Annotated in this window: 23 protein-coding genes; 8 read left to right on the top strand and 15 right to left on the bottom strand. The window is 66.8% G+C overall.

Going from position 1 to position 20,406, the window contains the following annotated elements; genetic code table 11:
• Positions 1–3: 3 nt before the first annotated feature.
• The 7 genes from EF888_RS07950 (at position 4) to EF888_RS07920 (ending at position 7,625) form a co-directional block, all read left to right on the top strand.
• Positions 4–1,086, top strand: coding sequence for an FAD-binding oxidoreductase (locus EF888_RS07950; RefSeq protein WP_109760006.1), 1,083 nt, complete (start codon positions 4–6; stop codon positions 1,084–1,086).
• Between the two features lie 116 nt (positions 1,087–1,202).
• A complete protein-coding gene (locus tag EF888_RS07945) occupies positions 1,203–2,108 on the top strand; it encodes a LysR family transcriptional regulator (protein WP_109760007.1) in 906 nt (301 codons plus the stop codon).
• 141 nt (positions 2,109–2,249) lie between these two features.
• Positions 2,250–3,404, top strand: coding sequence for an ABC transporter substrate-binding protein (locus EF888_RS07940; RefSeq protein ID WP_109760008.1), 1,155 nt, complete (start codon positions 2,250–2,252; stop codon positions 3,402–3,404).
• A gap of 66 nt (positions 3,405–3,470) precedes the next feature.
• On the top strand, positions 3,471–4,463 hold the full coding sequence (locus tag EF888_RS07935; protein WP_109760009.1) for an ABC transporter ATP-binding protein: 993 nt from the start codon (positions 3,471–3,473) through the stop codon (positions 4,461–4,463).
• 1 nt (position 4,464) lies between these two features.
• Positions 4,465–5,382, top strand: coding sequence for an ABC transporter permease (locus EF888_RS07930; protein ID WP_109760010.1), 918 nt, complete (start codon positions 4,465–4,467; stop codon positions 5,380–5,382).
• A complete protein-coding gene (locus EF888_RS07925; protein ID WP_109760011.1) occupies positions 5,372–6,178 on the top strand; it encodes an ABC transporter permease in 807 nt (268 codons plus the stop codon). Before EF888_RS07930 ends, EF888_RS07925 begins: the two co-directional genes overlap by 11 nt.
• A 22-nt stretch (positions 6,179–6,200) precedes the next feature.
• Positions 6,201–7,625, top strand: a complete 1,425-nt coding sequence (locus tag EF888_RS07920) for a gamma-aminobutyraldehyde dehydrogenase (RefSeq protein ID WP_109760012.1) — start codon at positions 6,201–6,203, stop codon at positions 7,623–7,625.
• 132 nt (positions 7,626–7,757) lie between these two features.
• Here the strand turns inward: EF888_RS07920 and EF888_RS07915 are convergent, their stop codons facing one another.
• The 3 genes from EF888_RS07915 to EF888_RS07905 all read right to left on the bottom strand — a co-directional run bounded on the left by EF888_RS07915 (position 7,758) and on the right by EF888_RS07905 (position 10,655).
• Positions 7,758–7,988, bottom strand: a complete 231-nt coding sequence (locus EF888_RS07915; protein WP_109760013.1) for a hypothetical protein — start codon at positions 7,986–7,988, stop codon at positions 7,758–7,760.
• Between the two features lie 332 nt (positions 7,989–8,320).
• A complete protein-coding gene (locus EF888_RS07910; protein WP_109760014.1) occupies positions 8,321–9,877 on the bottom strand; it encodes a trimethylamine methyltransferase family protein in 1,557 nt (518 codons plus the stop codon).
• Positions 9,878–9,956: 79 nt separating this feature from the next.
• Positions 9,957–10,655 carry an HAD family hydrolase gene (locus EF888_RS07905; protein WP_241239842.1) on the bottom strand — a complete coding sequence of 233 codons (699 nt, stop codon included), beginning with the start codon at positions 10,653–10,655 and terminating at the stop codon, positions 9,957–9,959.
• 49 nt (positions 10,656–10,704) lie between these two features.
• Here EF888_RS07905 and EF888_RS07900 point away from each other — a divergent pair, with 49 nt between their 5' ends.
• A complete protein-coding gene (locus EF888_RS07900; RefSeq protein ID WP_109760016.1) occupies positions 10,705–11,151 on the top strand; it encodes a MarR family winged helix-turn-helix transcriptional regulator in 447 nt (148 codons plus the stop codon).
• Positions 11,152–11,161: 10 nt separating this feature from the next.
• On the opposite strand, the gene EF888_RS07895 is transcribed toward EF888_RS07900, so the two are convergent.
• The 12 genes from EF888_RS07895 to EF888_RS07840 all read right to left on the bottom strand — a co-directional run bounded on the left by EF888_RS07895 (position 11,162) and on the right by EF888_RS07840 (position 20,401).
• Positions 11,162–12,589 carry a carnitine 3-dehydrogenase gene (locus tag EF888_RS07895; RefSeq protein ID WP_241239841.1) on the bottom strand — a complete coding sequence of 476 codons (1,428 nt, stop codon included), beginning with the start codon at positions 12,587–12,589 and terminating at the stop codon, positions 11,162–11,164.
• Positions 12,590–12,611: 22 nt separating this feature from the next.
• On the bottom strand, positions 12,612–13,238 hold the full coding sequence (locus tag EF888_RS07890; RefSeq protein WP_109760017.1) for a GDSL-type esterase/lipase family protein: 627 nt from the start codon (positions 13,236–13,238) through the stop codon (positions 12,612–12,614).
• Entirely contained in the window at positions 13,235–14,455 is a 1,221-nt protein-coding gene (locus tag EF888_RS07885; RefSeq protein ID WP_109760018.1) for a phenylacetate--CoA ligase family protein, read from the bottom strand. Before EF888_RS07885 ends, EF888_RS07890 begins: the two co-directional genes overlap by 4 nt.
• Positions 14,439–14,702, bottom strand: coding sequence for a hypothetical protein (locus tag EF888_RS07880; RefSeq protein ID WP_109760019.1), 264 nt, complete (start codon positions 14,700–14,702; stop codon positions 14,439–14,441). The genes EF888_RS07885 and EF888_RS07880 overlap by 17 nt, the downstream gene beginning before the upstream one ends.
• Positions 14,703–14,887: 185 nt before the next feature.
• A complete protein-coding gene (locus tag EF888_RS07875) occupies positions 14,888–15,712 on the bottom strand; it encodes an ABC transporter ATP-binding protein (RefSeq protein ID WP_109760020.1) in 825 nt (274 codons plus the stop codon).
• Positions 15,713–15,787: 75 nt separating this feature from the next.
• Complete coding sequence (locus EF888_RS07870; protein ID WP_109760021.1) at positions 15,788–17,068, bottom strand: ABC transporter substrate-binding protein; 1,281 nt, start codon at positions 17,066–17,068, stop codon at positions 15,788–15,790.
• Between the two features lie 49 nt (positions 17,069–17,117).
• Positions 17,118–18,194, bottom strand: a complete 1,077-nt coding sequence (locus EF888_RS07865) for a branched-chain amino acid ABC transporter permease (protein WP_109760022.1) — start codon at positions 18,192–18,194, stop codon at positions 17,118–17,120.
• A gap of 28 nt (positions 18,195–18,222) precedes the next feature.
• Positions 18,223–18,567, bottom strand: coding sequence for a hypothetical protein (locus tag EF888_RS07860; protein ID WP_109760023.1), 345 nt, complete (start codon positions 18,565–18,567; stop codon positions 18,223–18,225).
• Positions 18,564–18,812, bottom strand: coding sequence for a hypothetical protein (locus tag EF888_RS07855; RefSeq protein WP_109760024.1), 249 nt, complete (start codon positions 18,810–18,812; stop codon positions 18,564–18,566). Before EF888_RS07855 ends, EF888_RS07860 begins: the two co-directional genes overlap by 4 nt.
• A complete protein-coding gene (locus tag EF888_RS07850; protein WP_109760025.1) occupies positions 18,809–19,072 on the bottom strand; it encodes a hypothetical protein in 264 nt (87 codons plus the stop codon). The genes EF888_RS07855 and EF888_RS07850 overlap by 4 nt, the downstream gene beginning before the upstream one ends.
• Complete coding sequence (locus tag EF888_RS07845) at positions 19,072–20,058, bottom strand: branched-chain amino acid ABC transporter permease (RefSeq protein ID WP_109760125.1); 987 nt, start codon at positions 20,056–20,058, stop codon at positions 19,072–19,074. Before EF888_RS07845 ends, EF888_RS07850 begins: the two co-directional genes overlap by 1 nt.
• Positions 20,051–20,401 carry a hypothetical protein gene (locus EF888_RS07840; RefSeq protein ID WP_146203005.1) on the bottom strand — a complete coding sequence of 117 codons (351 nt, stop codon included), beginning with the start codon at positions 20,399–20,401 and terminating at the stop codon, positions 20,051–20,053. The genes EF888_RS07845 and EF888_RS07840 overlap by 8 nt, the downstream gene beginning before the upstream one ends.
• Positions 20,402–20,406: the final 5 nt, after the last annotated feature.

The following is a 20,406-nucleotide window of genomic DNA, read 5'->3' as shown; positions in this document are numbered from 1 at the left end:
GCAATGCTGCAACTCGACCTTCGCGCCTCCGAGGACGACGGGATCTGGACCGACGCCGAACCGCTCCTGTGCTGCGCCGTCGTGCCGGAGGCGCCGAACACGGCGACCTTCAGTTTCGTCGCGCGATCCGGGGCGCAGTTCCGCTACGAGCCGGGCCAGTTCCTGACGCTCGAGCTGCCGGTTTCCGGCGGCACCATCTGGAAGACCTACACGATCTCGTCCTCGCCCTCGCGACCGCTGACGATAGCCGTCACCGTCAAGGCGCAGGCCGGCAGCGTCGGCACGCGATGGATGCTCGACCACCTGAAGCCGGGGATGGAGATCAAGGCCACAGGCCCCGCCGGGATCTTCACGATGCCCCGGAAGGAGAGCAAGAAGTACCTCTTCATCTCCGCCGGGTCCGGCATCACGCCGTCGCTGTCGATGACGACCTACCTCTACGACCGCGGGACGGACACCGACATCACCTTCGTCCATTGCGCCCATCGGCCGCAGGACATCATTGCGCGCCAACGGCTCGAGCAGATGGCGTCTCGCGTGCCGTCGATCCGGCTGTTCTTCATCGTCGAAGAGGACGATCCCTACCGCGTCTGGACAGGCTTTCGCGGACGGCTGAACCAGTTGATGATCGGCCTCATCGCCGGCGACTATCTGGAACGCGAGGTCTATTGCTGCGGGCCTGAGCCCTTCATGGACGCGGTGCGCGAAATGCTGATCGCGCTCGGCTACGACATGGAGCACTACCACCAGGAAAGCTTCGCCGCGCCGGTCAAGAAAGAAGAGCAGCTTCCCGAGCACGACGACGTCATCCTCGACGAGGACAGCGCCGCGAGCGTCCTCTTCGCGAAATCCGAGGTGACGGCGGAGTGCAAGGAAACCGACACGGTTCTCGCCGTCGCACGCGGCGCGGGCATCGTCATCCCGTCCGGATGCACCTTCGGCGTCTGCGGCACCTGCAAGATCAGGAAGACCGGGGGCGAGGTCCACATGGTGCATAACGGCGGCATCTCGGACGACGACATCGCCGAGGGATACATCCTCGCCTGCTGTTCACGGCCCATAGGCGCCGTCGAGGTCGAGGTCTGACCCGCAGCGCGCTGCCTGAAATCACCGTTACGTCAATTCCTTCAACGCGCTAGAAGGGAAGACAGGCCGCCCGCACCGGGCGGCCGTCCGGTCGGGCATTCACCAGAGGGACGCGCTTGGCTTTCACCCTGAGGCACCTTCAGTTCTTCGTCGCCGCCGCCGAGCACGGCAGCATCACGAATGCGGCCAAGGCCCTGGCGATCTCGCAGTCCTCCGTGACCGAGGCGATCAAGGCGCTCGAGGCCGACCTGTCCGTCACGCTCTTCGAACGGCGCGCGCGCGGCCTCGAGATCACCGTCGCCGGGCATCAGTTCCTCCGTCACGCGCGCAAGATCCGGGACGACGTGTCGGACGCCCGGCGTGCCTTCATGATGGGCGCCGACGCGCGCGAGGGCGAGATCCGGCTTGGCGTCACCTCGCTCGTTGCCGGGTACGGCCTGTCGGATGCGCTCGGGCGGTTCCGCCGGACCTTTCCCGGCATTCGAATCTCGGCGGTCGAGGACACGGGCGAATATCTCGAGCACCTTCTAATCGGGGGCGAGATCGACGTGGCCTTCCTGATCGTCTCGAAGCTGCACAACCGCTCGGCCTTCGAGGTGGAAAGCATCGCGGCCTCCGCCATGCGCCTCTGGCTGCCGCTGGGCCATCCCTTGGCCGGAGAAGAGGCGGTGAGCATCGAGGATGTCGTCCGCGAGCCTCTCATCATGCTGTCGGTGGAGGAGATCGAGGAAAGCACCCAGACGCTTCTGCTGTCCCTCGGAGCGCGGCCGGAGGTCGCCTTCCGCACGCGCTCGGTCGAAGCGGTCCGGTCGCTTGTGGCGACGGGAATGGGCGTGGCGATCCTGCCGGACCTGATCTACCGGCCCTGGTCCCTCGAAGGCGACAGGATCGAGATCCGCGATGTTTCGGGCGACCTGCCGACGGTTCAGGTCGGCATGGCCTGGCGCCGCGGCGCGCCTCTCTCGGCCAACGCGCGCGATTTCGTGCGGCTTGCGCGAAGCTCGTTCCAGGCCGGGACCTGAAGCATTCGGTTTTTCCGATAATGCCGATCAGGATTTTGGCATTGCGAAAGCGCGACCCGCGACCAATCCTGCGCGCAATCCCGGCGACCACTCTGCGAGTGGGATGATCGGGGCGTAACAACACCAACGGGAGAATACAAGATGTCTGCACGCTTCCTTTTGTCGGCCGCGGTCTCGGCGATCCTCGTGGCCCAGCCGGTCCTCGCCCAGGTGTCCGAGCTTGGCGATGGCGAGGGCCAGGTCGATATCGTGGCATGGCCCGGCTACATCGAACGCGGCGAGACCGACGCCGCCTTCGACTGGGTGACCAAGTTCGAAGAGGCCTCGGGCTGCAAGGTCAACGTCAAGACGGCCAACACCTCGGACGAGATGGTGGCCCTGATGAACGAAGGCGGCTTCGACCTCGTCACCGCCTCGGGCGACGCCTCTCTCCGTCTTGTCGCCGGCAAGCGCGTCCAGCCGGTGAACACGGCGCTCATCCCGTCATGGTCCACCATCGACGAGCGCCTGCAGAACGCGCCCTGGCACACCGTCGACGGCGTCCATTACGGCGTCCCCTACCAGTGGGGTCCGAACGTGCTGATGTATTCGACCGAAGCCTTCGGCGACACGCCGCCCGATAGCTGGAGCGTCGTCTTCGAGGAGACGACCCTTCCGGACGGCCAGTCCAATTCGGGACGGGTGCAGGCCTATGACGGCCCGATCCACGTCGCCGACGCCGCCAACTACCTCATGCACCACAAGCCCGAACTCGGGATCGCCAACCCATACGAACTGAACGAGGACCAGTACAAGGCAGCGCTCGACCTTCTGCGCCAGCAGCGCACGCTGGTCAGCCGCTACTGGCACGACGCCTTCATCCAGATGGACGATTTCAAGAACGAGGGCGTCGTCGCCTCGGGGTCATGGCCGTTCCAGGTCAACATCCTGAAAAGCGAAGGCGCGCCCATCGCCAGCGTCATCCCGGTGGAGGGCGCGACAGGCTGGGCCGACACGACGATGATGCACGTCGACGCCGCCCATCCCAATTGCGCCTACATGTGGATGGAGCACACGCTGTCGTCGAACCTGATGTCCGATCTTTCCGCCTGGTTCGGGTCGGTCCCGGCGGTGCCAGCGGCCTGCTCGGACGGCTCGGGGATGCAGACCGCCGAGGGCTGCTCGGCCAACGGTCTCGACGACTTCGACCGGATCCGGTTCTGGACCACGCCCGTCAGCGCCTGCGAAAGCCAGGGCGAGTGCGTGCCCTACTATCGATGGGTCAGCGACTATATCGGCGTCATCGGCGGCCGCTGAGACCTTGCCCCTTCGCATGACCTCTCCGGTGGCGCGCCCGCGCCGCCGGACCGGAGCCAATTACCGATGACCGACGCCGTCGCCTTCGATCACGTCTCGCGCCATTTCGGCAGCATCCGCGCGGTGGACGACGTCTCGATCTCCATCGCCGAGGGCAGCTTCTTCGCCATGCTCGGTCCCTCGGGGTCGGGCAAGACCACGTGCCTGAGGCTCATCTCGGGCTTCGAAAGGCCGACATCCGGCCGTGTCCTGATCTTCGGCGAGGACTCGGGCGCGGTACCGCCGAACCGAAGACCCGTCAACACGGTCTTCCAGGACTATGCCCTCTTCCCGCACCTCGACGTCCGCGACAACGTCGCCTACGGATTGATGGTCAGGGGCGAGGAGAAGGCGCGCCGCCACGCTGCGGCCGAAGAGATGCTGTCGCTCGTCAAGCTCGACGCCTTCGGCGACCGCAAGCCCGGACAGCTCTCCGGCGGTCAGCGGCAGAGGGTCGCGCTGGCCCGCGCGCTGGTCAACAGGCCCAAGGTCCTGCTGCTGGACGAACCGCTCGGCGCGCTGGATCTGAAGCTGCGCGAGGCGATGCAGGACGAGTTGAAGGCGCTCCAGCGGTCGCTCGGCATCACCTTCGTCTTCGTCACCCACGACCAGGGCGAGGCGCTGTCGATGGCCGACCGGGTCGCCGTCTTCAACGAGGGCCGCATCGTGCAGGTGGGCACGCCCGAGGAGATCTACCAGCGTCCCCGGACCCGCTTCGTCGCCGATTTCGTCGGCTCCGCCAATGTGCTGTCTCCCGACATTTGCGTGCGTGCCGGCGCCGGCAGTGGCTGGGCGAGCCTGCGGGCCGAGGCGGTGCGGCTGGTTCCGCCCGGCGAGGGTGTCGTACAGGGTACTGTCGCCTCGCGCCGCTACCTGGGCGCGGTCAGCCGCGTCCACGTCGACATCGGGGACGCCGTCATCGCCGCCGACCTCGCCGCTGGCACGCCCTTGCCCGAGCCGGGCGCCACCGTCGGGCTGACCTGGGACGCGACGGCCCTCCACCGGATGGAGGAGGCCTGAGATGGCCACCGCCGCGGGCGACCGGCTTTCGGACCTGTTCTGGCGGCAGCCCCGCGTGCTGCTGGCGGTGCTGCTCGTCCCGCCGCTCCTCTGGCTCGGCGTGGTCTACATCGGCTCGCTGGCCGCGCTCCTTCTCCAGAGCTTCTTCTCGATCGACGAGTTCTCGGGGCTGATCGACTACGAGTTGACGCTCAAGACCTATCGCGAGCTGTTCCGCCCCGCGAACTTCGACATCATCCTGCGCACCACGCTGATGGCCGCCGCCGTGACGGTCGCCTCCGCCGTGATCGCCTTCCCCATCGCCTATTACGCCGCGCGCTACGCGAAGGGCCGGATGAAGGCGTTCTTCTACCTCGCGGTGATGCTGCCGCTCTGGTCGAGCTACCTCGTGAAGGTCTACGCCTGGAAGCTGATCCTCGCGAAGGAAGGCATCCTGACCTGGGCCGTCGACGGCATCGGAGCCAGCGCCATCCTGAACGCGGTCCTTTCGATCCCGGTCATCGGGGGCAACTCGCTGTCGGTCAGCTACATCGGGACCTTCCTCGTCTTCCTCTACGTCTGGCTGCCGTTCATGATCCTGCCGGTGCAGGCGGCGCTCGAGCGGGTGCCGCAGAACCTGATCGAGGCCTCGGACGACCTCGGCGCGCGGCGCGGGCAGACGATGCGCTACGTCATTCTGCCGATGGCACTGCCGGGTTTCATCGCGGGCTCGATCTTCACCTTCTCGCTGACATTAGGCGACTACATCATCCCCCAGATCGTGGGCTCGTCGCGGAACTTCATCGGTCAGGCGGTCTATGCCCACCAGGGCACGGCGGGGAACATCCCGCTCGCCGCCGCCTTCGCCGTGGTGCCCATCGTCATCATGGGGTTCTACCTCTGGATGGCGAAGCGCCAGGGGGCCTTCGATGCACTCTGACCGCGCGCCGCTCGGCCTGAAGATCGCCGCCTTCGCGGGGCTCGCATTCCTGCACCTGCCGATCCTCCTGATCTTCGCCTATGCCTTCACGACCGAGGAACGGACCTATCAGTGGCCCCTGCCCGGCCTGACGCTCAAGTGGTTCGCGGTCACCTGGAACCGGCCCGACGTCTGGCAGGCGCTCGGGCTGTCCGTCCGGGTGGCCGCGATCTCGACGATCCTCGCACTGATCCTGGGAACGCTCTGCGCCGCCGCCGTCAGCCGCGCGCGGTTCTTCGGACGGGAAGCTGTGTCGCTCCTGGTGATCCTGCCCATCGCGCTCCCCGGCATCATCACCGGCATCGCGCTCCGCTCGGCCTTCAACATCGCGGACATCCCGTTTTCCACGCTGACGATCGTCCTCGGCCACGCGACCTTCTGCATCGTCGTCGTCTACAACAACGCGGTCGCCCGATTCCGGCGCCTGTCGCGTTCGATGCTCGAAGCCTCGGCCGACCTGGGCGCGAACGGGTTCCAGACGTTTCGCCACATCGTCCTGCCCAACATCGGCACCTCGCTTCTGGCGGGGGGCATGCTCGCCTTCGCGCTCAGTTTCGACGAGGTCATCGTCACCACCTTCACGGCAGGCCAGCAGCAGACGCTGCCGATCTGGATGCTGGAAGAGCTGGTGCGCCCGCGTCAGCGCCCGGTGACCAACGTCGTCGCGATGGTCGTGGTGCTGGTGACCTTCCTGCCGATCCTCGGCGCCTACTATCTGACCCGCGGCGGTTCCGAGACCGCAGGCGGCGGCAAATGAACACCCTTCTGAGGAGGACCCCATGGACACCCAGCTTCTGATCGGCGGCGCATTCGCCGCGGGAACGGAAACCCCGGAAACGATCCTCAACCCGCGCACGGGAGAGACCATTCTCGAGCTGCCCGAGGCGTCGCTCGATCAGGTCGAAGCGGCGGTCGCGGGCGCGCGCGACGCCTTCGCCGGCTGGTCCCGCACGACACCCGCCGAGCGGTCGGCCGCCCTTCTTCGCATCGCGGACCGGATCGAGGCCGAGGGCGACGCCTTCGGCGCGCTCGAGGCGCTGAACTGCGGCAAGCCGATCAACGCCGCGCGGGGGGACGAGATCCCCGCCATCGTCGACACCTACCGCTATTTCGCCGGGGCCGCGCGCAACATGCACGGGCCGCTCGCAGGCGAATACCTCGCCGGCTACACCTCGATGATCCGGCGTGACGCCATCGGCGTCGTCGCCTCGGTGGCGCCCTGGAACTATCCGATGATGATGATGGCCTGGAAGCTGGCCCCAGCCCTCGCGGGCGGCAACACGGTCGTCTTCAAGCCGTCCGAGCAAACGCCCCTCACGGCGCTCAAATTCGCCCGCATCCTCGCCGAGGAGCTACCCAAAGGCGTCGTCAACATCGTCACCGGACGGGGCGAGACCGTCGGCAACGCGCTTGTCACCCATAAGGGCGTCGACATGATCTCGCTGACCGGCGACGTGGCGACGGGCAAGAAGATGCTTCAGGCCGCGTCGAAGACCGTCAAGCGCACGCATCTGGAACTTGGCGGCAAGGCCCCCGTCATCGTCTTCGACGACGCCGACGTCTCGGAGGTCGTCGAGGGCCTGCGCGCCTTCGGTTACTACAACGCCGGTCAGGACTGCACCGCCGCCTGCCGGATCTATGCATCGAAAAAGACCTACGACAATCTCGTCGCCGACCTCAGCGCTGCGGTGTCCGGGATCGTCTACGACGACGCCGACGACACGCTGAACGAGATCGGGCCGCTGATCTCCTCCCGCCAGCGCGACCGTGTCGCAAGCTTCGTCGAACGCGCGCGGGAACTGAACCACGTCGAGATCACGACCGGCGGCAGCGTTCATGGCGACCGGGGCTTCTACTATGCCCCCACCGTCATCGCCGGCGCGCGCCAGCAGGACGAAATCGTCCAGCGCGAGGTCTTCGGCCCGGTCGTCTCGATCACGCCCTTCAGCGACGTGGACGAGGCGGTGTCCTGGGCCAACGACAGCGACTACGGGCTGGCCTCATCGGTCTGGACGAAGGACATCGGTCGGGCGATGTCGACGGCGGCGCGGCTGCGCTATGGCTGCACCTGGATCAACACGCATTTCATGCTGACCAACGAGATGCCCCACGGCGGACTGAAATCCTCGGGTTACGGCAAGGACATGTCGATGCACGCGCTCGAGGACTATACGGTCGCGCGCCATATCATGGTGAAGCACTAGCCCGGCCCCGCGACGCTCGACGCATCGCGCCCGTCGGGTAACAGCGGACGCAGACGAGGCCGGAGCAACCTCCGGCCTGTCGATGTCATTGGGGATGGTCAGGTCCCGACCCTGCACGGGCCGGCGCTGCGATCACGCGGCTTCGGCCAGGGCATCCAGGCGCAGCGTTGCCAGAAGCTGCGACATGCGCAGGCCGATGAGGCCGGTCTGGGCACAGAACTCCAGCTCTTCCTCGAGGCCGAGAAGCTCTTCATCGGAGAAGGTCCCGACGGAGATTTCAAGAAGGACCCGCGTGAACTGCGTGCCGGCTTCTTCAAGCTGCGTGGCCGAGACGGAACGGAAGCGGATCGAATGGTCAAACATGGGTCACACGTACTTTCTCGCGGGGTCTCTCTGACTGAGGTGGAGGGATCCCCACATCCCTCCACCTTCGGCCGACCGCACCGGCCTTGAGTCAGAACTCACTCTTTCACTCGTAAACACTCCGGGCCGAGGCGAAACACTCACACTGAATTCGCTTTGTGGTCCGGTCACTCATCTCACTCGTCACACACACACCGAACTACATGTCCGATGATTTGAAGATGCCTGCGAAGGCGATTCCCTTCAATTCGACAAAATTCAACTTTGATAAGATGAAGATTCACACGGTCATGGATGATGGATCATACAGTGCCGATTCCTCCGGGACGGCCTCAATAATCCGTCGGCGCGCCGCCCTCGGCCTTCCGCCGGGCCACGAACTCGGCCAACTCCTCGCGGATCGCCACATCCATCGGCGGCTCCTCGAACTCCTCGACGATGCGCCGGAACAGCCGGTGCGCGCGTTCCTGCGTCCAGACCCCGCCATCCGCCGACCAGGCCTCGAAATTGCGCCAGTCGCTCACGAAAGGCGTATAGAACGCCGTCTCGTAGCGCGCGCGGGTATGCTCGGCCCCAAAGTAATGCCCGCGCGACCCCACGTCCCGGATCGCCTCGACGGCGATCTCGTCCGGACCCGTGGCACAGATAGCCGGGTCCATGTAGCGCTGGATCATCTGCACCACCTCGCAATCCATCACGAACTTCTCGGGACAGGCGATCAGCCCGCCCTCCAGCCACCCTGCCGCATGATAGATCATGTGCGTGCCCGACTGCACCGCCGCCCAGAGGCTGTTCGAGGTCTCCCACATCGCCTGCCCGTCCGGCGCGTTCGAGGTGCAGACCCCCGAAGAGCGCAGCGGCAGCCCGTAAAACCGCGCCATCTGGCCCGTCATCTGCGTCGCGCGCATGTATTCCGGCGTCCCGAAGGCCGGCGCGCCCGAGGTCATGTCGACGTTGGTGGTAAAGGTCCCCAGCACGCAGGCCGACCCCGGCGCCACCCACTGGAAGAGTGCGATCGCCGACAGCGCCTCGGCGATGGACAGCGTCACCGCGCCCGCCATCGTCACCGGCGCCATCGCCCCCGCCAGAGTGAAGGGCGTCACGATCACCGCCTGCCCGCGCCGGATGCAGCGCAGGCAGCCGTCGATCATCGGCGTGTCGTGCTTCAGGGGCGAGGTCGAGTTGATGTTGGTGTACATCCGCGGGGTCGCGCGGAACGCCTCCTCGGTCAGCCCTCCCGCGATCCGCACCATCTCGAGCACGTCCTCGACCCGCTCGGCCCCCAGCGAATAGGCGTGCGGGACCTTGTCGGTGATCGTGAGCTTGTCGAAGAGCACGTCGAGGTGCCGGACTGAGGGGTGGATATCCACCGGCTCGACGGGATAGCCGCCGGCGAAGTGCATGCAGTTGAAGTGCTGGGTCAGCCGAAGAAGGTCCGCGCACTGCACCCGTGTGCCCGGAGACTTGGTCCTCATCGTCATGTCCCAGTAGGCGGGAGGCGACGAGACGTTGCCGAAAAGAAGCGAGCCGTCCCCCACGGTGATGACACGGTCCGGGTTGCGCGGGGTCAGCGTGAACTGGCTCGGGGCGCGGGCCAGCATCTCCATCACCCAGTCGCGGCCCATCCGGACGTTCGTCCCCTCGACCGTGCAGCCTGCCTGCCGGAAAAGGGCCAGCGCCTCGTCGTTCAGGAACTCCACGCCGATCTCCTCCAGCACCCGCATCGCGCCGTCGTGGATCGCCTGCACGCCCTCTTCGCCTAACGGCTCGACGGGCCGGTCGATGTTCTTCACCGGCCCCCAGGGCTGCTGACGGAAGATCTCGCCGCCGCGCCTGTCGCGGTTGCCTGCGCGTCCCCCGCTCCGCCGTCTGACCGCCGCGTCCGTCATGCGCCGTCCCTCCGTTCCACGGGACTGTCCGCCAAAGGCGTGCGGCTTGAAACGCGGTTCCCGACAGGTTGGGTCGCTTTCAGGCCGGCTCCGCCTCGCGCGCCGCGATCCATGCCTCGAGATGCCCGATATCGGGCAGGACCGCGTCGGCCAGATCCCGAAGCTCGTGCGCTTCGGCAATTCCCGTCAAAACGGCCACCGTCCCCATGCCGGCCGCCCGCCCCGCCGCGAGGTCATGGCGGCTGTCGCCCACCATCAGCGTGCGCGCGGGATCGAGACCCGTCGCCGCTGCAAAGGCCAGAAGCTGACCCGGACCCGGTTTGGCGCCATGCCCGGAATCGTAGCCCGCGACGAAGGCGAAGAGATCACCGATCCCGGCCCGCTCCAGATGCGCCCGTGCAGGCGCCTCGGAATCGTTGGTGACAAGTCCCAGTGCATGACGTGCCGACAGAACTTCGAGGCAAGGGCGCAGAGCCACGACGGGCACCTGCTCGGCCTGCGTGGCAAGCCCGTCGGCGATAGCCGCGATCTCGTCCGCATCTCGCCCCGTCACGCCCGCCAGCGTCAGCGCGACTTCGGCCGTCGTGCTCGCAATGACCACGCTGTCCTTCCGGAACCGTCCCGTCGCCTCGTCGATGCCCAGCGCCTCGGCCGAGGGCGCCCGCAGACCGCCCGGCGCCACGCGGTCGAGAAGCGTCAGGATCACTTGGCCCCAGGTCGCCTGAAAGTCGAAGAGGGTGCCGTCCTTGTCGAAAATGATCGCCTCTACGCGTCGCACGGTTCTACTTCCAATTGACTCCCCCTCGCATGTCCCCTGACATGCCTGCATGACTCCTTACCGCCTGCACGCCTCGCTCGGCTACAACCTTTCGCTGGCCGCCCGCCTCCAGGAACGACGGCTCGATGAAGCGCTGAAGACGCTGGACCTGACCCGCACCACCTGGTGCATCCTCCTCGCCGTCGGGAACGAGGGGCTGACGCAGCCCTCGGACATCGCCACATTCGTGGGCATCGACCGCACCGCCACCTCGCGCGCGCTTCGCACGATGGAGACGGCGGGCCTCATCGAGCGCGAGGCCGGCCGCCGCGACCGCCGCACGACCACCGTCTCGCTGACGGACCTCGGCGTGCAGCGGATCGCACAGGGCACGCCCTACGCGGTGCAGAACAACGCGCTCATGCGCAAGAAGCTCGGCAAGGACGACTACGCCCACCTCGTTACCCTCCTCGAGCGGCTGACCGAAGGCGAAAGCGCCGGGCTCTCGGTTTTCTGAAGGCGTCCACTCAGGCGTGCGCCGCCGCCAGCGCCCTGATCCGCTCCGCCAGGTCCGGCCCCGGAAGGCTCGACCGCCGCGTCCCCAGATCGACATGCACGAGCAACTGCTCGCAGGTCGCAAGGACCGAGCCGTCAGCCTCGCGCTCCATCTCGTGGAACAGCCTCAGCTTCTTGCCCTCCGCCCCCATCACGCGCGTCGCGACCCGGATCCGCTCGCCGGCGCGCGTCTCCATCAGGTATGAAATCCGCGTCTCGACGGTGAAGAACGACTGCCCCGACGCGACATAGTCCGGCCCCGCGCCCAGATGCGCCATCACCGCGTCGGCGGCGTCTGAGAAGACCTGGCCATAGCGGCTTTCGTTCATGTGGCCGTTGTAGTCGGTCCAGTCCGACGGCACGACGCGCCGCACCGTCTCCAGCGGGACACCCTCGCCCGGCGCATCGAGCGTCGCGTCATGCTCCAGCAGAACCCGCCCCGCCCCGCTGCCCTCGCGCTTCAACGCGCGCAGGATGGCGACGAGGTTCTTGTCCCGCAGCCGTTCCAACTCGCGGATCGACAGCGCGCCCGACTGCGCGTCCGACTGCGCGCCGATCTCCGCCGCGAAGTCGTCCGTCATCTCGGGCACGTCCATCAGCTTCGTCCAGGGCCAGGCGAGACACGGCCCGAACTGCGCCACGAAATGCGCCATGCCGCCCTCGCCGCCCGCGATGCGATAAGTCTCGAACAGCCCCATCTGGGCCCATCTCAGGCCGAACCCCATGCGGATCGCCTCGTCGATCTCCCCGGTCGTGGCGATGCCGTCCTTCACCAGCCACAGCGCCTCGCGCCACACCGCCTCCAGAAGGCGGTCGGCGATATGCGCGTCGATCTCGGCGCGGATCACGAGCGGATACATCCCGATCCCGCGCAGCACCTCGCAGGCCCGGGCGATCACTCCCGCGTCCGCCCCCTCGCCACCCACGATCTCGACCAGCGGCAGCAGGTAGACCGGGTTGAACGGATGCGCGACGAAAACGCTCGCGTCCGTCGCCATCCCCTCGCGCAGCTCCGAGGGCTTGAACCCGCTCGTGGACGACCCGATCGGAGCCTCCGCATTCGCCGCTTCGATCTCGGCCAGAACGCGGTGCTTCAGATCCAGCCGCTCGGGCACGCTCTCCTGCACCCAATCGGCCCCTGTCACCGCCTCGGCCACCGAAGACGCGAAGCTCAGCCGCCCCTCCTTCGGCAACGAGCGCTCGTAGAGCATCGGCAGGGCCGCCCGCGCGTTCGCCAGCACGGCGTCCAGCTTCCGCTCCGCCTCGGGGTCGGGGTCGAAGACCGCCACGTCCCACCCGTTCAACAGGAAGCGCGCCACCCAGCCCCCGCCGATCACGCCGCCCCCGATCACCGCCGCCCGCATCGCCTGCCCCTTCATCTTGCCTGAAATACGCATCATCCGACCGCGCCGCCGGACGCCGTCACCCGAGGCCGCGCACCACGTCCGCCACGGCCCGCCCCAAAGCGTCGTGAGACGCGGCCGACCAGTGGATGCCGTCCGCTTCGTCCGTCTCGATCACCGATCCGGCGTCGAACACCTCGGCCCCCTCGCGCGCTGCGAAGCGCGCCATCTCGGCGGCCAGCCCCCGGCCGCGCGTCTCGGCGCCCCGGAACATCTCGCGGAAGTCTCCCCGCTCCTTCACGGGCGGCGGCGTCACCACCAGCACCCGGCCCACCCAGCCGGTCAGCATCGCGGCACGCACCAGCCGGGCCGCCCCCATCGCCACGTCCTGCGCCGTCAACCCGAAGCGGTGCTTCTGGTCATTGGTCCCAAGGCAGATCGCCAGAAGGTCGATCGGCCGATGCGATCCCAGGATCGCCGGCAGCACCGTCAGCCCGTTCAGGTGAGCGCCCTCCACCGGGTCGTCGTGGACGGTCGTCCGGCCCGGCAGCCCTTCGACGATCACCTCCCAGCCATCGCCCAACTCGCCCGCCATGACGTCGCCCCAGCGCACGCCCTCCTGGTGGATCGGATCCTCGTCGAGCGTCCGCATCGGCCCGGTGCCGAAGCTGTTCGAATCGCCATAGACCAGCAGCCGCCGCGTCACTCGTAGGTCCTCGTGTCCTCGATGACGACGCCGTCGCGGGGCAGGCCGCCGGGGGCCACGACCTCGACCTCGCCCGACAGCTTCAACACCTCCCTGACGCTCGCCGCGACCGCGGCGGCGTCGACGCCCTCGCCCTCGACCCGGACCCTCAGCGTGTCCGCCTCGTCGGCCCGTCCCGCGACGACGCGCGCGCGCGCGACCTCCGGATGGCGCGCCACCAGCGCCGCCACCTGCTCGGGACGCACGAACATGCCCTTGATCTTCGTCGTCTGGTCGGCGCGTCCCATCCAGCCCTTGATGCGCATGTTGGTCCGTCCGCAGGGGCTGACCCCCGGCAACACGGCCGACAGATCGCCCGTCGCGAAGCGGATCAGCGGATAGTCGGGATTGAAGCTCGTCACCACGACTTCGCCCACCTCGCCGTCCGGCACCGGATCGCCCGTGCCCGGCGTCACGATCTCGACGATCACGCCCTCGTCGACGATCATCCCCTCCATCGCCTCGCTCTCATAAGCGACAAGCCCAAGGTCGGCGGTTGCGTAGCATTGGGTGCAGGCGATGCCGCGGTCGGCGTACCACTGGCGCAGCGACGGAAACAGCGCCCCGCCCGACACGCCCGCGCGGCGGATGCCAAGCGTCACGCCCATCTCGTCGGCCTTTTCCAGGATCACCTTCAGATAGTCCGGCGTCCCGGCATAGACGGTCGCCCCCAGCGCCGCTGCGGCCTGCACCTGCAACTCGGTCTGCCCGGTGCCCGCCGCGATGACGGTCGCCCCCACGGCCTCGGCCGCGCTTTCGAACATGTGACCCGCCGGCGTCAGGTGATACCCGAAGCAGTTCTGGACGATATCGCCCCGCCCGACGCCCGAGGCGTGAAGAAACCGCCCCAGCCGCCACCAGTCGCCGCCGCGCCGTCCCGGTTCGTGGATCGGCCCCGGCGACTGGAAGACATGGTCGAAGTCGCTCGCCGCCCGCGTCGTCAGCCCGCCGAAGGGCGGCTCCTTGGCCTGAAGACGCATGAGGTCCGACTTTCGGAGGACCGGCAGCGCGGCCAGCGCCTCGCGCGTCGTCACCCCGGCCGCCGCGATACCACCCAGCGTCTCCCGGTAGCCGTCGAGAAGTGCTGCGCGTGCGACGGCCTCGGGCAGGTCCCGTCTCAGGTCGTTGGCGCGGGCCTCGGGCGAGCGGATTTCCCGCGCGTCATAGGGGTCTCTCATCGGCTGGCGTCTCCGGGTCGCGGTCGTAGAGATACAGCGTCACCATGCCGTCCAGCCGCTCGGCCCACAAGACCGCGTCACGCACCGACAATCCGTCGCGTTCGGCATAGTCGATCTCGACCCCCAGCTTCGAGTGGATGACGTCGGCGTCCTCGGCCACGTTGTCCTTCGTCGCGGCCTGCACCACGGCAAGGACGTTGCTCCAGCGATAGGGCCTCTCGCGCAGATCGAGGACGTTCACCAGCATCAATCACCTTCCCAGCATCCAATTCGATAGACCGGGCCGGTCGAAGTCGCTTCAACCCGGACGGGACCTGCCAGCGAAGCCTTGGGCGCACGAAAACGGGATGGGCGCCAAAGGGCGCCAGGCTGCCCCCGCGCCCCTTTTGACCAGCAGGTGACCAGGGGGAAATACGACCTTGGTCGTAGAGGTCAGCTCAACCAGCGCTTGCGGCGACGGTAGGACCTGACCTCGCGATAGGATTTGCGTCCCTCGTCCGACATGCCGAGGTAGAATTCCTTGACGTCGGGGTTCTCGCGCAGCGCCGCCGCCGGTCCGTCCATCACGACGCGCCCCGACTCGAGGATATAGCCGTAATGCGCGAACCGCAGGGCCACGTTGGTGTTCTGCTCGGCCAGAAGGAAGCTCACGCCCTCGTTCTCGTTCAGGCTCTTCACGATCCCGAAGATCTCCTCGACCAGTTGCGGCGCGAGGCCCATCGACGGCTCGTCTAGCAGGATCGTCTCGGGCCGCGACATGAGCGCGCGGCCGATGGCGCACATCTGCTGCTCGCCGCCCGACGTATAGCCCGCCTGGCTTTTCCGGCGTTCCTTCAGGCGAGGGAAATAGGCATAGACCATCTCGAGGTCCTCGGCGATCTTGGCCCCGCTCTCGCGCCGCGTGTAGGCGCCGGTCAGAAGGTTCTCCTCTACCGTCAGATGCTCGAAGCAGTGCCGCCCCTCCATCACCTGGATGACGCCCCGCTTGACCAGCGCCGAGGGGTCGAGATCCTGCACCCGCTCGCCGCGATAGAGGATCGAGCCCTTCGTCACCTCGCCCCGCTCGGACTTGAGCAGGTTCGAGATCGCCTTCAGCGTCGTCGTCTTGCCCGCGCCGTTGCCGCCCAGAAGCGCCGTGATTCCGCCGTCCGGCACCTTCAGGCTGACGCCCTTCAGCACCAGGATGACGTGGTTGTAGATCACCTCGATGTTGTTCACCTCGAGAAGAGGCGTGGCGGTCTTTCCGGCGTCGAGCATGTTTCTCTCCCTCATCCCGCCCCCGGACTCCCCGGGGACGGTAGGGCGGGGTTCACCCCACCTTCGGTCACGCCGCTAGTTGCAGCGCTCGGTGATGCCCGCCTCGGCGGCATAGGCCGCGCTGTCCTCGGCGATCAGCGCGTCGATCACCTCGGAATCCGACTGGATGTAGTCGGTCAGCACGTTCCACTTCTTCGCCGCCGCGTCCCACTGCTGGACGATGGCCATGCCCTGCCCGCCGTGGTTCTCGCACGACGCCTCGACCGCGGGGCCGAAGTTCGGGATGCCAAGCTCGGTCAGCCGGTCCTGGGTGATGACAAGCTGCTCCATCCCGTCGCGCAACTGCGCCGGCGTGATGGCCGTGGCACCGGACAGCTCCTGCGCCTTCCGGATCGCTTCCGCGATGATCATGGCGTTGTACATGCCCCGGTTGTAGAGAACCGTGCCCGCCTGGTCGCCCGCGCCAGCCGCAAGACCCTTGTCGTAGAGATAGGTCTTCAGCTCGTCGTAGATCGGGAAATCCATGCCCGGCATGTGCATGTTCAGCGACTTGTAGCCGTCGGCGCCGTCACCCACGGGGATCACGTCGTTCTCGGACCCGGACCACCACACGCCGATGAAGTTCTCCATCGGGAAGCGGATGTTGGCGGCTTCCTGGATGGCGACCTGGTTCATCACGCCCCAGCCCCACATCAGCACATAGTCGGGACGCTGCTGCCGGATCTGAAGCCACTGCGACTTCTGCTCCTGCCCCGGATGGTCGACGGGGATCTCCATGAATTCGAAGCCGTGCTTCTTCGACAGCTCCTGAAGCGTCCGGATCGGCTCCTTGCCGTAGGCCGAGTTGTGATAGACCAGCGCGATCTTCTTGCCCTCGAGGCTGCCGCCGTTGATGTCGAGCAGGTGCTTCACCGCGATGGACGCCCCATCCCAGTAGTTGGCCGGGTAGTTGAAGATCCACTCGAAGACCTTGCCGTTCTTGGCCGAAGTCCGGCCATAGCCCATCGAATGCACCGGGATCCCGTCGGCGCTGGCCTTCGGGATGATCTGGTAGGTGATGCCGGTCGACAGCGGCGCATAGACCAGCGCGCCCTCGCCCTTCGTCGACTCGTAGCACTCGACGCCCTTCTCGGTGTTGTAGCCGGTCTCGCACTCGACCACCCGGATCGGCTCGCCGCCGATGCCGCCGTCCTTCTCGTTCAGAAGCTTGAAGTAGTCCTGGTAGCCGTCCGCGAAGGGAATGCCGTTCGCGGCATAGGGTCCGGTGCGATAGCTCAGGGACGGGATCACCAGCTCGGCCAGAGCCGGCGCCGCCGCCATGACCGCCACCACGGTCGCCGTCAGAAGTCGTCTCATCGGTAGTCTCCTCCCATTGGTTCTTGTCCGATGTCGTGGATGCCCCGCCCTAGTGCGGAAAGGGCCAGAGTCTCAATTTCTCCTTCAGAAGCCGCCAGAGCTGCGCCAGCCCGTGCGGCTCGAAGATCAGGAACGCCATGATGAGCGCCCCGACGATCACGAGGTTGAAATGCGCCACAAGGTCCGTGGGCCATCCCAGCCAGTCCGAGCCGATCACCTTCAGCACCACCGGCAGAACGACGAGGAACGCCGCCCCCGCGAAGGCTCCGAAGATCGAGCCCAGGCCCCCGATGATGATCATGAAAAGGACCAGGAACGACTTCTGGATGCCGAACACCTCGCCCACCTCGACCGCGCCCAGGTAGACCGAGAAGAACAGCGCCCCCGCGACCCCGATGTAGAAGGACGACACCGCGAAGGCCGTCAGCTTGGCCTTCAGCGGATTGACCCCGATGATCTCGGCCGCGATGTCCATGTCGCGGATCGCCATCCAGCGCCGCCCCACAGATCCCCGCGTCAGGTTTCGCGCCATCAGCGCCAGGACAATCGTGAACACGAGGCAGATCATGTAGGTCGCCCAGGCGTCGGTCGAGGGGCCTGTGACCGCCACGCCGAGGACGGTGCGTTCGGGCGCGCTGATCTGGCCCGAGGCCGAATAGTTGTAGAACCACGGCACCTTGTTGAAGAGCCAGACCAGGAAGAACTGCGCCGCCAGCGTCGCCACCGCGAGGTAGAACCCCTTGATCCGCAGCGACGGCAACCCGAACAGCACGCCCACGGCGGCCGTGACGAGGCCCGCGAGCAGGATGTGGATGACGATGCTGACGTCCGGGAAAGACGTCATCAGCTTGTAGCAGGCATAGGCGCCCACCGCCATGAAGCCCCCGGTCCCGAGGCTGACCTGCCCGCAGTAGCCCGTCAGGATGTTCAGCCCGATGGCCGCGATGGCGTAGATCAGGAAGGGCACCAGGATGGCGTTCGCCATGTAGTCGGTGATGAAGAAAGGCACGACCAGCACCGCGACGGCGAGGATGACGAAGTAACCCCAGCGGTCCAGCTTGATCGGAAAGGTCTGCGCGTCCGCCGCGTAGGTCGTCTTGAAGTCGCCCGCCTCGCGATAGATCACGGCTGCCCTCCCCGTCCCGTCGTCCGCCTCATTTCGCCGCCTCCAGGATGCCCGACAGCTCGCAGCTCATGCCGTGGTAGAAGGTGCAGCCCGGCCCCTCCATCATCTCGATGCGTCCGTCGTCGCCGCGCGTCAGGCTGAGGACGCAGGGCGCCTCGGGCACCGATCCCAGGATCTCCCACCGCCCCACCGCGACTTCCGTCACCCCGCCCTCAAGGTAGCCGAGGCAGGCGCCGGACGAGACCTCGGCCACGGCCTTGCCCTCCGTCACCGACAGCGTCAGCTCGTTGAAGACGCCCCGGAACGCGCCGTCCAGCGGCTCCGCCCCGGCCGGCGACACGAGGAAGACAAGGACAAGCGCCAGTCGCGTCATGTCGGGTCCTCCGCGTTCACCGGCCCCGCGCCCGTCACCTCCGCCCGCTTCTGCGGCGGCGCATAGCCGGTCGCCTCGGCGTGCCGGACAAGCTGGAGATAGGCCCAGATCCCCACGGCCGCGCCCGCGAAGGCCAGAAGCGAGGCCACGACCGCGCTGCCGCCCCCGCCGGTCATGGCGAGATAACCGAAGGCCCAGAAGCCGGACCAGGCGACGACGTTCAGGATGGCAATCAGCTTGGTCATTTCCCGTACCGCCTTTCGTCCGCAATTACCGACAGCCAGTGTACCGCCGCGGCCCAGCCCAGCAGGATCGACGGCTGGTAAAACGCGTTGAAGAGCGCGACTAGCAGGTATCCAAGCCCACCACCCCCATAGTCCTCACTGCGCATGAAGGTCGCGTACGTGTAGAAGGCGTTCAGGATCGAGCCGACAAGGAACGCGCCGGCGACTATCAGCAGGACCAGCGGCGCCCGGTGGAGCATCCTCATGGTGAAATCGTCCATCACACCCTCTCGATGATCTTCTCGCCGAACAGCCCCTGAGGCCGGAAGACGAGGAACAGAAGCGCCAGCACGTAGGCGAACCAGTTTTCGGTCGCGCCGCCGATGTGGACGCCGATCAGGAACTCGAACAGCTTCTCGCCCACCCCGATGATAAGTCCGCCGACGATGGCCCCAGGGATCGAGGTGAAGCCGCCCAGCATCAGCACCGGCAGCGCCTTCAGCGCGATCAGCGACAGCGAGAACTGCACGCCCGACTTCGCCCCCCACATGATGCCCGCGACAAGGGCCACGAAGCCCGCGATGGACCATGTCAGCACCCAGATGTAATTCAGCGAAATGCCGACCGACAGAGCCGCCTGGTGGTCGTCGGCCACCGCCCTCAGCGCCCGGCCCTGCTTGGTGTACTGCGAGAACAGCACCAGACCCGCCACCAGCACCACCGCGATGACCGTCGCCACGATGTCGAGGTTGTCGATGAAGAAGCCGTATCCGAACGCCTCATAGGTGACCCGGTCGATGGTCTCGTTCAGCCCCTGAGGCAGGCCAACGTTCAGCGTCTTGATGTCCGACCCCCACATCAGGTCGCCCACGCCCTCGAGGAAGTAGGCAAGCCCGATGGTCGCCATGAAGAGGATGATCGGCTCCTGGTTCACGAGGTGACGCAGCACGAAGCGGTTCACCGCCCAGGCGAAGGCGATCATCAGCACCATCGTCAGCACGATCGCCGCGAGCGCCGGGACGTGCCAGCCGAAGTGATGGATGTCGGTCCCGAAGACGCTGTTGATGAGATGCGCGAAGGGCACCTGCCCCTCCATGATCCCCACCAGCGTCAGCGCCGCGAAAAGCGCCATCACGCCCTGCGCGTAGTTGAAGATTCCGCTCGCCTTGAAGATCAGCACGAAGCCCAGCGCCACGAGCGAATAGAGCACGCCCGCCATCAGGCCGTTCAGCGTGACCTCCATCGCGAAGAGAAGCTGGTCAGGCATCATTCACCCCCGAGGTCCCCGCTTTGACTTGACGCGGTCCGTTCGATGCGCCCGACCGACACAAAAAACCCGCCAGAAGCGGCGCACTTCCTAAGAGGACGACGTACCTGATGTCGGGGTCCGCCTTCGTCACCACCATGATAAAAGCGAGCGGCGCGAGCAGGACGATCGCGGCGCCACGCTCTCTCCGGGCCCAGCGTCCGCGCTTCCAGAGCACGGTCATCAACCATCCGGCAACGCCGATCCAAATCGCCGTCAGTGCGCCGACGGCGCTCTGCACAACCCATCCGTCGGGATGATAAAATAGGCCGACGCCGAGAAGGATCAGCATCAGGAGCGCCATCAGCG

Origin of the sequence: Silicimonas algicola (assembly GCF_003970735.1) — a bacterium.
Lineage (GTDB): Bacteria > Pseudomonadota > Alphaproteobacteria > Rhodobacterales > Rhodobacteraceae > Silicimonas > Silicimonas algicola.
The sequence above is the reverse complement of the archived record's forward strand: the minus strand, read 5'-3'. Positions and strand labels throughout refer to the sequence as shown.

Excerpts from the sequence above, each read along its gene's own strand:
- EF888_RS07950 (WP_109760006.1), top strand. The coding sequence starts at position 4 with ATGCTGCAACTCGACCTTCGCGCCTCCGAGGACGACGGGATCTGGACC.
- EF888_RS07940 (WP_109760008.1), top strand. The coding sequence starts at position 2,250 with ATGTCTGCACGCTTCCTTTTGTCGGCCGCGGTCTCGGCGATCCTCGTG.
- EF888_RS07935 (WP_109760009.1), top strand. The coding sequence starts at position 3,471 with ATGACCGACGCCGTCGCCTTCGATCACGTCTCGCGCCATTTCGGCAGC.
- EF888_RS07930 (WP_109760010.1), top strand. The coding sequence starts at position 4,465 with ATGGCCACCGCCGCGGGCGACCGGCTTTCGGACCTGTTCTGGCGGCAG.
- EF888_RS07925 (WP_109760011.1), top strand. The coding sequence starts at position 5,372 with ATGCACTCTGACCGCGCGCCGCTCGGCCTGAAGATCGCCGCCTTCGCG.
- EF888_RS07920 (WP_109760012.1), top strand. The coding sequence starts at position 6,201 with ATGGACACCCAGCTTCTGATCGGCGGCGCATTCGCCGCGGGAACGGAA.
- EF888_RS07915 (WP_109760013.1), bottom strand. The coding sequence starts at position 7,988 with ATGTTTGACCATTCGATCCGCTTCCGTTCCGTCTCGGCCACGCAGCTT.
- EF888_RS07910 (WP_109760014.1), bottom strand. The coding sequence starts at position 9,877 with ATGACGGACGCGGCGGTCAGACGGCGGAGCGGGGGACGCGCAGGCAAC.
- EF888_RS07900 (WP_109760016.1), top strand. The coding sequence starts at position 10,705 with ATGACTCCTTACCGCCTGCACGCCTCGCTCGGCTACAACCTTTCGCTG.
- EF888_RS07895 (WP_241239841.1), bottom strand. The coding sequence starts at position 12,589 with ATGATGCGTATTTCAGGCAAGATGAAGGGGCAGGCGATGCGGGCGGCG.
- EF888_RS07885 (WP_109760018.1), bottom strand. The coding sequence starts at position 14,455 with ATGAGAGACCCCTATGACGCGCGGGAAATCCGCTCGCCCGAGGCCCGC.
- EF888_RS07880 (WP_109760019.1), bottom strand. The coding sequence starts at position 14,702 with ATGCTGGTGAACGTCCTCGATCTGCGCGAGAGGCCCTATCGCTGGAGC.
- EF888_RS07875 (WP_109760020.1), bottom strand. The coding sequence starts at position 15,712 with ATGCTCGACGCCGGAAAGACCGCCACGCCTCTTCTCGAGGTGAACAAC.
- EF888_RS07870 (WP_109760021.1), bottom strand. The coding sequence starts at position 17,068 with ATGAGACGACTTCTGACGGCGACCGTGGTGGCGGTCATGGCGGCGGCG.
- EF888_RS07860 (WP_109760023.1), bottom strand. The coding sequence starts at position 18,567 with ATGACGCGACTGGCGCTTGTCCTTGTCTTCCTCGTGTCGCCGGCCGGG.
- EF888_RS07855 (WP_109760024.1), bottom strand. The coding sequence starts at position 18,812 with ATGACCAAGCTGATTGCCATCCTGAACGTCGTCGCCTGGTCCGGCTTC.
- EF888_RS07850 (WP_109760025.1), bottom strand. The coding sequence starts at position 19,072 with ATGGACGATTTCACCATGAGGATGCTCCACCGGGCGCCGCTGGTCCTG.
- EF888_RS07845 (WP_109760125.1), bottom strand. The coding sequence starts at position 20,058 with ATGCCTGACCAGCTTCTCTTCGCGATGGAGGTCACGCTGAACGGCCTG.
- EF888_RS07840 (WP_146203005.1), bottom strand. The coding sequence starts at position 20,401 with ATGGCGCTCCTGATGCTGATCCTTCTCGGCGTCGGCCTATTTTATCAT.